Origin of the sequence: Trichocoleus sp. ST-U2 (assembly GCF_039961875.1) — a bacterium.
Classification (GTDB): domain Bacteria; phylum Cyanobacteriota; class Cyanobacteriia; order Cyanobacteriales; family FACHB-T130; genus FACHB-T130.
This window is the reverse complement of the sequence record NZ_JAMPJY010000012.1, coordinates 17,772-29,649: the sequence shown is the minus strand read 5'-3', so window position 1 is coordinate 29,649 and position 11,878 is coordinate 17,772. Positions and strand designations below refer to the sequence as shown.

The 11,878-nt window shown below is 56.1% G+C and carries 10 protein-coding genes and 1 pseudogene; all 11 read right to left on the bottom strand.

Annotation, left to right across the window (positions count from 1 at the left end; all coding sequences use genetic code 11):
- Position 1 precedes the first annotated feature (1 nt).
- Positions 2-1,552 (bottom strand): GMC family oxidoreductase N-terminal domain-containing protein, encoded by a 1,551-nt coding sequence (locus tag NC996_RS10505; RefSeq protein ID WP_190685001.1) that lies wholly within the window; start codon positions 1,550-1,552, stop codon positions 2-4.
- 207 nt (positions 1,553-1,759) lie between these two features.
- The gene (locus NC996_RS10500) at positions 1,760-2,191 is read right to left on the bottom strand and encodes a cupin domain-containing protein (RefSeq protein WP_190684998.1); all 432 of its coding nucleotides are present in this window, start codon (positions 2,189-2,191) and stop codon (positions 1,760-1,762) included.
- A gap of 137 nt (positions 2,192-2,328) precedes the next feature.
- Entirely contained in the window at positions 2,329-3,708 is a 1,380-nt protein-coding gene (locus NC996_RS10495; protein WP_190684995.1) for an epoxide hydrolase family protein, read from the bottom strand.
- A 52-nt stretch (positions 3,709-3,760) separates the two neighbouring features.
- A complete protein-coding gene (locus NC996_RS10490) occupies positions 3,761-4,813 on the bottom strand; it encodes an alpha/beta hydrolase (protein ID WP_190684992.1) in 1,053 nt (350 codons plus the stop codon).
- A 244-nt stretch (positions 4,814-5,057) separates the two neighbouring features.
- Entirely contained in the window at positions 5,058-5,654 is a 597-nt protein-coding gene (locus NC996_RS10485; RefSeq protein WP_190684990.1) for a redoxin domain-containing protein, read from the bottom strand.
- Positions 5,655-5,696: 42 nt separating this feature from the next.
- Positions 5,697-5,942, bottom strand: a pseudogene (locus NC996_RS10480) (2Fe-2S iron-sulfur cluster-binding protein); the annotation flags it as partial.
- A gap of 22 nt (positions 5,943-5,964) precedes the next feature.
- Positions 5,965-6,732, bottom strand: a complete 768-nt coding sequence (locus tag NC996_RS10475) for an alpha/beta hydrolase (protein ID WP_199303042.1) — start codon at positions 6,730-6,732, stop codon at positions 5,965-5,967.
- A 340-nt stretch (positions 6,733-7,072) separates the two neighbouring features.
- The gene (locus tag NC996_RS10470; RefSeq protein ID WP_190685156.1) at positions 7,073-8,002 is read right to left on the bottom strand and encodes an NmrA family NAD(P)-binding protein; all 930 of its coding nucleotides are present in this window, start codon (positions 8,000-8,002) and stop codon (positions 7,073-7,075) included.
- Between the two features lie 66 nt (positions 8,003-8,068).
- Positions 8,069-9,160, bottom strand: coding sequence for a thioredoxin family protein (locus NC996_RS10465; protein WP_190684986.1), 1,092 nt, complete (start codon positions 9,158-9,160; stop codon positions 8,069-8,071).
- A gap of 42 nt (positions 9,161-9,202) precedes the next feature.
- On the bottom strand, positions 9,203-10,198 hold the full coding sequence (locus NC996_RS10460) for a nitrilase-related carbon-nitrogen hydrolase (protein ID WP_190684983.1): 996 nt from the start codon (positions 10,196-10,198) through the stop codon (positions 9,203-9,205).
- A gap of 148 nt (positions 10,199-10,346) precedes the next feature.
- Entirely contained in the window at positions 10,347-11,711 is a 1,365-nt protein-coding gene (locus NC996_RS10455) for an epoxide hydrolase family protein (protein ID WP_190684980.1), read from the bottom strand.
- Positions 11,712-11,878 lie beyond the last annotated feature (167 nt).

The window sequence follows — 11,878 nt, the reverse complement described above, 5'->3', positions numbered from 1 at the left end:
GTTACCTCTGTTGATAGTTAGTCATTACAGTTTGTCGAGTCCGACTGGCTTTAATTAAATCGGCTGCCTTCTCGCCAATCATCAGAGTCGGTGCGTTCGTATTGCCTGTCGTCAGCGTTGGCATGATGGAGGCATCGATGACCCGCAAGCCCTCAATTCCATGTACCCGCAGTTCAGGATCTACCACTGCCATTGGGTCAGTGCCCATTTTGCAAGTGCCCACCGGATGGTACATGCTATCGCAAGCTTCTCGAACGTAAGCGGCGAGTGCCTCATCGCTAGTCACGTCAATACCGGGAGCTAGTTCCTCTCGTCGAAACTCATCAAAGGCATTCGCTGTAAATATTTGGCGGAGTACTTTAATCCCTTCCAGTAGCTTTTGCACATCGATTTCACTTTGAAGATAGTTCAGGCGAATCAGCGGTCGATCTTGAGGATCGGACGAACGCAAACTGACACTCCCAATGTTGTGAGGATGGGTCAAAGAGACTACTCCAAAGAATCCTGGACCAGAGCGGTTAGAGCCAGGCGGTGCCCACAGAATCGGACCTGAGAAACACTGTAAATCTGGCGCAACATCCAAGTTGCTCTCACTATGCAAAAACAATCCAGCTTCAGGAATTCCGCTACTGGTGCTTATAGGGTGGACATCCTCAGTTGCCCGGTAAGTGATGGGAGCTTGAACGTGGTCACGGAGATTTTGGCCCACCCCAGGCAGATCAGCAATGACAGGAATGCCCAATGCTTGCAAGTGTTCGGCATCCCCAATGCCGGAAAGCATGAGCAGCTTGGGCGAATCGAACGCACCAGCACTAACAATCACTTCGGAGTTGACCTTGACTTGGTGCAGCGTGCCCTCGTGCAAATATTCCACCCCAACGGCACGAGTTCCCTCAAACAATAATCGAGTGACAAACGCCCCAGTTGTTACAGTCAGATTGGAACGATGGAGGATGGGCAAAAGGAAGGCAGCAGCAGCACTGTGTCGTTTGCCATCCTTGACTGTCAACTGATAGAGTCCTGCACCTTCTTGTTGAGAGCCATTGAAATCAGGATTGTAGTCATAACCCAGTGCCACCGCTGCATCGACAAAGCGTTGAGACGTTACAGCAGGAGAAGCAATATTGGTGATGCTCAACTCCCCCTCATATTCAGAGGTACTGTGTTGCCGATGTTCCAATTTTTTGAAATAAGGCAACACATCCTGGTAACTCCAACCGGGATTGCCCAATGCCTGCCAATGGTCATAATCATGAGGATTGCCCCGGACATAAATCATGAAATTAATCGCACTGCTGCCCCCCAAGACTTTGCCACGGGGAAGAAAGATTTTGCGATTATTCAGGTAGGGTTCCGGTTCAGAGAAGTAGCTCCAATCCACCTCAGAACCTAGTAAGCTCAGGTGTTCTGACGGAATTTGAATTTCTGGTTTCGTATCTGAATTACCCGCTTCGAGGAGTAACACGGTTGTTTCACGGTCTTCTGTAAGACGATTGGCGACCACGCAGCCCGCTGACCCTGCACCAATTACGATGTAATCATATTGAGTCATACTATTCTCCTTGTCTGCTGTCCGTAGTAGATTAATTGCGTCGCGAACGAACGAGAATCGATTGGTTTCAAGACCGCTCGCTGAAACCTTTTGGAAGTGAGGTATGTAGGATACAAAAACTCAAATTGGCACCCTAGCCCAAGTCAGAAGCAAGGGTTTAATTCTTTGTTTTGGGCTGCCAGGATTGCTATGTTCTCACAGCCTGTGCTAAAGGTAGGCTCCGGGTAGACCCAAAATTTCGTCACCAATCTCGGCAGAAATGCGTTCAAATAGTGCTATATCCGGTGCTGCTGTTTCATCCAGTGTGCCGACTGCTGCAATCAGCCGAGCAAAGCTACTAGGCGCAGCAACAACTAATGCACGAGCCGGTTGATCGTTGAATACGCCGATCGAATGCGGTGTGCAAGGAGAGATCAAAAAGCTTTCACCAGCACTGAGTACAAACTTGTTTTCACCTGCCCAGACCGTGAACTCTCCTCCTAGCACATAGAGTTGTTCCGAATAGCGCGTGTGACGATGGAGAGGTGTTTGTGTACCAGGTGGGAAGTAGCCTTCGATCAGATCGTACTGACCTCTAGTTGTTGTGTGATCGGCAATGATATTGAGGCGAGAACCAAAAAGCCAGAAAGATTGTGTCATGAGATTGCTACCGATTAATGCGTAAGTTATTTATTACAGTTGCTAGATCAGCCTCAATGTTTGAGTGAGAGTACTTAAGCTTTGAATTCGCCGTTGGTCGTTAGCGTGCAGTGATTTTTTATTTCGTCTCTTTCCAACTAACGCAGTGACCTGAATGCTGCGCGGATCTCCTCAGAGAAGAGCTGCGGCTGTTCCCAGGCCGCGAAGTGGCCGCCCTTGTCGGTCTCGTGGAAGTAGATCAGGTTGCGATAGGCGCGCCGAGCCCACGTCTCTGGAGCTCGATATATCTCCTCCGGAAATACCGTGATGGCCACTGGGAGCGAGATCTCGGCGGTCTTCTGCGCGGCCGCGTTCAAGAGGCTGTTCTTGTTCTCCCAGTACAACCGAGCTGACGAGACTGCGCTGTTCGTCAGCCAGTACAGTGTGATGTCGTCCAGCACCTCGTCTTTCGTTGGGGACTTTTCGGAATCGCTGCTGCTGCTTGTCCACTGCGTGAAACCTGGATGCCCGAGCAGCCACGCCGCGAGTCCGGTCGGCGAGTCCGTCAGGCCGTACCCGAGCGTCTGCGGTCGCGTACCCATCATCACGGCGTAGGCCCGTTCCTTCTTATTGAACGTGTCGAGTGAATCGAACGCCGCATGTTCCTTCTCGGAGAGTCCTGCTGGCGCGGGACCGCCACCAGCGAGCACCGCAGCCACGTCGGGCGGTATCGTCGCCGGCAAGTTGATGTGGATGCCGAGTAATCCTGTCGGTGCCTGGCGCGCCATCGCGCTGGAGATGGGAGACCCCCAGTCGCCGCCCTGGGCGACGTAGCGGCTGTACCCGAGGCGCTTCATCAGCTCCGCCCAGGCTCGCGCGATGTGGTCGGGGTCCCAACCGATGCCCGTCGGCTTGCCGGAGAAGCCGTAGCCGGGAATCGATGGGATGACCAAGTCGAAGGCGTCTTCCGGACGACCCCCGTAGGTCGTCGGGTTGGTTAGCGGACCGATGATCTTTAGCTGTTCAATGACCGATCCGGGCCATCCGTGCGTGATGAGCAACGGCAACGCGTTCTGATGTTTGGAGCGGACGTGGATAAAGTGAATGTCCAATCCGTCGATATTCGTTACGAACTGCGGTAAGGCATTCAGCTTCGCCTCGGCTTTCCGCCAGTCGTACTCCGTTCCCCAGTAACGGACGAGCTCCTTCATTGTCGCCAGTTGCACGCCCTGCGACTGGTCGGCGACAGTCTCCTTGTCAGACCAGCGCGTCGCCGCGATGCGCCTGCGGAGATCGACGAGTGCCTCTTGTGGGACGTGGACGCGGAAGGGGTGGATGGTGTTGTCTTCAGTCCCGATCGCCTCGGACACGACCTGGGTTTGTGCGCGAGTCTGGGCGGATTGCTGCGCCAGCACATGAACGGGCAGTGCCAGCAGTACCGTTGCTGCAAAGAGCGCAATGAGGAGTCGCGAGAGCAGGACGAAGGTACCTGCGGTGCGGGCTTTAGTTTTGTAGCGTACTTTTTTCAGTTTGGTCATGTGTTTTCTCTTTGCTGCAAATTGTCCGTTCCACGACTCAGGCTAAACACGATCAATAACCGTCAACTTCGACGACGGCATTGGCAAACTCCCGTGGCGCTTCCTGCGGCGGGTTGTGCCCAACACCACCATTGATGACCCGGTGTGCGTATCTGCCCGAGAATTTCCTGGCATAGGAACTAGCCTTCGGGTGTGGCGCGCCGTTGGCATCACCTTCAAGCGTGATGGTGGGCACGGTGATTACTGGAGCTTCGGCAAGACGCTTCTCAAGATCGTCGTATTGTGTCTCGCCCTCGGACAGCCTGAGCCGCCAGCGGTAGTTGTGGATGACGATGTCAACGTGATCCGGATTATTGAAGGACGTGGCGCTGCGAGCGAACGTCGCGTCATCGAAGTGCCATTGCGGCGAAGCAAGCTGCCAGATGAGTTTGTTAAAGTCATGCCGATATTGTTCGTAGCCAGCCCGGCCCCGCTCCGTCGCGAAATAAAATTGATACCACCATTGGAGTTCGGCTTGCGGCAGCAGTGGTGTCTGGTTGGCTTCAGGGTTACCGATCAAATAACCACTCACGGAGACGAGCGCCTTGCAGCGTTCGGGCCAGAGTGCTGCGATAATGTTGGCGGTGCGCGCGCCCCAATCATAACCAGCAAGGATCGCCTTCTCGATCTTGAGCGCATCCATCAAAGCGATAATATCGACAGCGATCGCTGACTGCTGCCCATTGCGGAACGTCTCGCTTGAAAGAAAGCGTGTCGTGCCATAGCCGCGCAGATATGGGATTATCACCCGGTATCCCGCCGACGCTAACAAAGGGGCGACATCGACATAGCTGTAAATGTCGTAGGGCCATCCATGCAGGAGGATTACCGGACGACCATTCGCGGGACCCGCTTCAGCGTATCCGACATTCAAGACACCGGCATCGATCTGCTTCAGTGAGCCGAACGACGTGTTTGTCCCCGACTTCATCATGGACAGAACTGCTGGTTTTGTTTTGCTCGACTGTGCGATCGCAGAACCGAATAGACCTAGCTGTGTAGTTGCAATGGTCATAGCCGCAGTGGCTAAGAAGCGGCGGCGCTGACGGTTGATTTTTTCGGACATTTATCTTCTTCCAATTGGATTCAGCTCAACTTGCTTTAGTCGGCGACAAAACTCTATGCAGGATATTCCAGAGAGAGTCCAGCCCACAGAAACAGCAGATTGCCCGTCTGCATGGCTTCCACATCGGCACCGAACGACTCAGGCAGCGCCGGAAGCTTGATGCCAAGTGCTGCTTACAACCGCTGCTCGGCGCTGACCGTCCTAGAGCTTTCGCAGGTTGCCATCTGCTCTTTCAAATCCATTTCTAATCCTGTTCGCCGAGCGTTTGGGCGTAGGTTTTGCCATACGGGTAGAAGAGTTCTTTGCGTCCTTCCTGCCACGCCGCTTTCAGTTCAGGTGTTGTAACGTCCCAGTCCGGTCGGCATTTCCTGAGAACAGCGCGCAGATCCTGGCGGAGATCTTCGAGAGTGGGTCGCCCGAAGAACCAATAGCCCATGTAGATCTTATAAATGACCAGACCCGGTTCGAGGACAATCGTGTAGGGGATTATGGGATTGTGGAGAGGGTCCGTGTATTCGGCGATATCGAGGTCTTTTTGGATTCTGCGTCCCGCGTCGGAGAGGAAGGGCCAGTGGGCACCGACGCCGCTGCGATATTCATTCGTCTCGGTGATGTTGTCGGTGCTGATCGTGACCAGCCGGCAATAGCCGACCTCAAGCTCACGATGGAGTTGGACAAGTCCTTCAGCCTGCCGGCGGTCTTTGGGGCAGTACCCTCCACGGCTGAGGACGAGAATCATCGGATGTTGGCCTTGCAGCTCGGAGAGCTTCCGGCGTTTCGTGGTGTGGTCGGGCAGTTCGTAGTCGGGGAAGACAGCCCCTGGAACAATGTCAGAGCGCATATGAAATCCTCCTTAATATTTTCATGCACGTTGTCGGGCATTCTAGAGATCGATTACCGTGTCTTCCTGCGGGCGCGAGCAGCAAATCAATAGGTTCCCGATCGCCGGAGCATCGAGCGGCTCGGGATCGTAGTTCACCGATCCGGAAATTAGCCCAGACTCGCAGGTGTGGCAAACTCTGGTCTGGCAGGACCAGGGCACCGGGACATCACAGGCTTCGGCGAGTTCCAACAGGTTCTGGAACCTGGAGTTCCAGGAAACCGTGAACCCGACGCGTGCAAATGAAATTCTTGAACCTTCGTCGGCGAGATCAGTCGCCAGCTCGGTGGCCGGCGGCCGCGTAGCCTCCGTCCCACCAGCCCGTGGCGAGCGCCGCGTACTCGTCGGCGGCGTCCTCCCACGTGAAGTGCCCCGCGTCGAGGACGGCGAGTTTGCTTGCGGGCAGCCGTTCGAGGAGAAACTCCGCGTTGACCAGGGGCACGACGTGATCCCGTCGGCCGGCAACGATCAGCACTGGCGTCCGGATTCTCGGTAGCAGGCCGGCGAGGTTGGGGAGTTCCGTCGGATACGCGCGCACGTAGCGCATCGACTCGGCGAAGCGCTCGCCCTCGTAGGATGAGAGGTAGTCCTCGCGCGCAACGTCGGTCGGCATGTATCGCTCAAACTTCCCGATTGCCGCAGTGACGATCTGTCGCCCGTCGAGGCGGCGATACGGCTCAAGGTCGGGGGCCTCGACCCACTCCTTCAGCAGGCCGCCCAGCTGTAGCGGAACTGCCGCGCCCCCGCTCCCGACCACGAGGCTGCGCAGCCGCCCCGGACGGAGGGCTGCGGCGAAGAGCGCGGCACTGGTACCGATGTCGGGGCCGACGACGTGTGGCTGCTCCAGCCCGAACGCGTCGGCAAGGCGCACAACGAACTCGCCCATCGTGCGCGGAGACATGAGCGCGTCGCGGTGTTCGGAGTGTCCGAAGCCCGGGAGGTCCACCGCCACGAGGTGCGCGTGTTCGGTGAGCCGCGACCACGCTGGCTCGAACGCATACAGGCTCTCCGGCCACGGACTGAGGAGGAGGGTATGCACACCTCGCCCTGGGTCCTCGCTCTCGGCGTAGCGGATGGATAGCCCGTCAACGGTGCGGAATTGCGGCTGGATAGATGTGTGCAACGAGACGGTTATGGGTTCGTTCCTCCTGATCGCACTGCTATCAGATGCCTGTCCGCTGTTTCGTTGCGTAACTTCTGATTGAGTCACGGTGTCCTCCTTTTGAGTAGTTTTGGAATTTTTGGGTTTGTGCGTGGCCGAGCCAACTAGCGTAGCGATCGAAACGCGGCACGGATCTCCTCAGAGAAGAGCTACGGCTGTTCCCACGCCGCGAAGTGTCCGCTTTTGTCCACTCGGTAATATACGAGCGACCTGCCCATCAAGCCGCGACTTCACTGGGCGTGAATTCAGCGGCGTGCAATTTCACGAAGTCGTACATACTCGTCGGCGTCTTGCCGGTGAGCTTGAACAGGTCATCCGTCATGCGGTCATACCGCCCCTGCGCGTGAAGTTCGGCCATCACCGCGACGTGGTTGACGAGGTGCGTCGGCACCCCAAACTTACGAAGCGTATCAACCCACCCGGAGAGCGGCACGTCACGATAGCGGATTGTTCGACCGAGTGCCTCGGAAAACGCGCGCGCATAGTGATCCAGATCGGCCGACTCAAATCCGGTCAGATTGTAAACATGACCGATGTGCGAGGCAGGGTTCTCGAGGATCACAGAAACGGCACGCGCCACATCAACAGCCGAGATCGGCGAGGTCTTGCTGTTACCCAGCGGCAGCGCCAGTTCGTCGCTGTCCCGGACTCCAGCAGCAGCGAGACGCAGGAAGAAGCTCTCAAGGAAAACCGTCGGCCGCACCGTCACGATCGGCAGCCCCGACCATGCCAATGCCTGTTCCGCCAGCCAGTGCAGCTTGTGCTGTGGACTGTCAGTGGTCTCGGTAATGCTCATCTGCGTCACTGTCATCTGCGACATGTTCACGAAAGCCTCGACCCCGTGGTGGCGCGCCACCGCAGCAGTGTTGACCGTGGCTTCGAGATAAGCCGCCGAGACCGACATTCCGAAGTAGATGCGCGCAACCCCTTCGATCGCCCAGTGCATTGAGTCAAGATCGGTCAGATCGCCCTGCACAACCTCGGCTCCAAGCTGGCGCAGACTCTCAGCGCGTTCATCCTCCCGCCGAACCAAGGCGCGCACCTTGTGCCCCTTTTCGAGCAGCATTGCGGTGAGGTTGCGACCAATCGCACCGATATCGCCTGCCGCTCCGGTCACGAGGATTGGGCTGTCATGTGAAGATTTCATCGTCATATCATTTACCTTGCTTTCACTTTCTTGTCGCTCGTTGCCAAGGCTTATCTGTTTGCGTGATTAACCGAACGTGAACGCAAAAGCCTCCATCCCGGAATCCAGAAACTCAATCTCGAACTGTCGATCGCTGATGGGCTTCGGCTGTCGGACCAGTTGGTACAACCGCTGTTCGGTAGCCGTGCCTTCGCCTCGCACATCGACGTCAAGTCCGCGAGCTGCGACTGCCGACTGCCCGTCTACGAGTACGCGAAACCGCACGGACGTTCCTCGCTCGGCCGGCCCCATGACGAGATGAAGGTCGCGGGCGTGGAAGCGGCACGCGATTCGCCCGCCGGACTTGTTCAGTACAATGGCTTGTCTTCCGATAGTCCAATCGCCCGAAAGTGCCCATTGATTACGGTTCAATTGCGCGGGGGCGGTATATAAATGACCCTTGTTTAACACTGCGCCACCGGGAGACGCAAAATTCTCCGTTCTTTGGTAGCCGAGGTAGTTTTCAGGCGATTTCAGGCTGTCCCAATCGGCGGCAGCCTCAAAACCGCGAGCATCGACTTCGACCATTTCCTGACCGACACGGTCAGTTCCGAACTCAGACAGTAGCTGTTGAATTACCCGTTCCGATCGCTCGTACTCGCCTTCGCCGAATTGATGATGACGAATGCGTCCTTGCGTGTCTATAAAATAAAGGGCTGGCCAATAATAGTTCCCGAAAGCGCGCCACACCGCATAATCGTTATCCACGGCGATCGGATAGTCAATTTTCATTTCTGTTGAGGCTCGGCGGACATTATCGATATTCTTCTCGAATTCAAACTCCGGCGTATGTATACCAATTACTACTAGTCCCCGATCCTTATACTTCTCGGCCCACGCGCGAACATAAGGGAGTTGGCGCAGCCAATTGATGCAGGTATAAGTCCAGAAGTTGATCAGCACGACTTTTCCACGCAGTTCGTCAACTGTTAATGGCTGTGAATTGAGCCACGCGATCGCGCCGACAAGAGAAGGCAGTTCGCCTTCAATCGGTAACTCAGCCGTTGTCGGTGTAGCGTGCTGTTTGGTGCGGTCGAGCCTGCCGAGCTGGGTGGCAGCAATGGTTAGAACTGTGGTTGTTAAAAAGGAGCGGCGATTACGGTTAATTTCTTCGGACATGTGCTGACCTCCCTGTAGTTGGTTCAGATAGGTACAGTGGAATTAGACAACCTCGACGCTCCTCTCCTGTGCGACAGCCATACGCAAGCCATCAGCATTGGGGTATACGGTGCGCTCATGGACGTGCGATGCAGGCATCCGATCAATCAGCAAACTGAGCAGTTCGGGGCGGCTGTAGTGACCGCGTGCGTCCATCAGCCGCTTGCGGGCATCGATCTGGGCAAAGTCAAGATCGGCAATCACTTCCCCTTCGCCCGCTTTGAGAGGCTTGCCGATGATCTGGCCGTCCGGATTCACAATGGCGGTGAAGCAGCCACCGGAAATCGGACCGATCGCGCAACCCGTATCCTTCATGATCTGGGCCTGCTGATCGGCATCGAGCCACGCCGTCGCGCTGACGACAAAGCAAGCGGATTCGAGGGCGTGCTGGCGGATGTTGATTTCCGTCTGCTCCGCGAACAGTGGGCCGGCGAACGATCCTGGATACATCGCCGAATGGATCTGCTCACCATCGGCGATCAGTGCGTAACGGGCGAGCGGCAGGTAATGCTCCCAGCAGGCGAGCTGCCCAATGCGCCCAACGGCGCTATCGACGGCACGCAGCCCCGATCCGTCCCCCTGACCCCAGATCATCCGCTCATGGTAGGTTGGCGTAATCTTGCGGCGGCGCTGGATCAGCGTCCCGTCTGCATCGAACAGAAGCTGCGTATTGTAGATTGAGCTGCCGTCGCGCTCATTGACACCGATCGAAACGACCATGTTTGCTTCCTTCGCGGCTTCGGCAATCGCCTGGGTCTGGTCAGACGGAACCGTGACCGACTCTTCGAGCAGCCGCTGATGTTCCTTTCCCATCGCGAACGGGGGCTGCACGAAGGAGAAATAGGGGTAATAGGGAATGACGGTCTCGGGGAAAGTTGCGAACTGAACGCCTTGTTGGCCCAGCTCACGAATCTTCTTAACGACCTTCTCAACGGTACCCTGTCGGCTGTACAGCACGGGGCTAATCTGCACGGCGGCAGCTTTAATAATCTTGCTCATGGTGTTTTCCTTTCAAAAGGATGTCATTTTCTTTCTTACAAATAACCTTGTCCGTCTCAACGGCTTCCGTTCCGAAATTGAGTAACGAACGGCTGGCTGGTCACGATGGGGGATTTGCTGTCCCACGGACGAAGTTATTGCCAGGCTGTCATTTGGACAACCGCAGGGACTTGAAGGCCGCCCGCAGTTCCTGAGCAAAAATCGTTGGCTGCTCCCACGCCGCGAAGTGGCCGCCCTTTTCCGCTCGGTTATAGTAGATGAGCTTAGGATAGGCCCGCTCAGTCCAGCTCCGCGGAGCCTGATATTGCTCGCCGGGAAAGACGGTCACCGCCACCGGAATGGAGACGCCCTTGGTGTTGAAAAAGCCACCCTTGTATTCCCAATAGAGACGGGACGCAGAGACCCCCGTGTTTGTCAGCCAATAAAGCGTGATGTTGTCGAGGATCTCGTCTCGGGTTAGTTCGCCCGTGGCGCTCGTGGTTCGGTTCAGAGCCGAGGCGACCGCCGCCGCTGGCTGGCCGTCAGCATCATTATGATCCAGGAGCCAAGCGGCCAGTCCGACGGGTGAATCCGCAATGCCGTACAAGGTTTGCGGGCGCGACGCCATCAACTTGGCGTAGTCAACTTGCTTGAACGTTCTGACTAGCTGCTCATAGGCGCGCTGTTCGTCAGCTGAGAGACCCGATGGCGCTGGACTGCCTGCTTGGAGTGTCTTGTCAACGTCAGCTGGAACGGTGGCAGGCATGTTGGTGTGGATGGCGAGCAATCCCGCAGGTGCCTGCAAGCCCATCTGGTCAACGACAAACGCACCCCAATCGCCGCCTTGGGCGACGTAGCGGGTGTAGCCCAGACGCTTCATCAACACGTCCCAGGCTCGGCCCATGCGTTCGGGACCCCAGCCAGTAGTAGTCGGCTTGCCGGAAAAGCCATAGCCCGGCATCGACGGAATCACCACATGGAAAGCGTCCGATGCACTTCCGCCATGTGCCGTGGGATTGGTCAGTGGATCGATAATCTTCAGCTGCTCGATGATCGAGCCGGGCCATCCGTGCGTGACGATGAGCGGTAACGCGTTTTCGTGCCTCGAACGAACATGAATGAAATGAATGTCTAGTCCATCGATCTCGGTGATGAAGTGCGGTAAGGTGTTCAATTTTGCCTCGACCTTGCGCCAGTCGTAATCTGTCGCCCAATAGCGCGCGAGTTCTTGCATCGTCGCGAGCGGTAGACCTTGCGACTGGTCGGTGACAGTCTCCTTTTCGGGCCATTGCGTTGCTGTGATGCGGCGGCGAAGGTTGACGAGTGCTTCTTCCGACATGTTGATGCGGAAGGGGCGGATTGCGTTTTTGTCAGTGGACTGCATGGTTCCGGGTTGAGTCATGGCAGTCTCTATTCGTTTTGTTTGGCTCGATTGTGCGATCGCAGAACCGAATCGACCGAGCTGTGTAGTCGCAATGGTCATGGCTGCAATGCCCAAAAAGCGGCGGCGTTGATAGTTAATTTTTTCAGACATTGCTCTTTCTCCAATTGAATTGAACTAAGGTTACGTATTGTCTGCCCACATTACTTAGCTCTGATAGTGGGGCGAGTTTTGGGTTTGAGTTCCGTTGCTTGCCCGATCCTTCAATGCAGCGAGGAAAAGGCGATCGGTGCCAGCAACGTATTACTGATGTTCTGCAT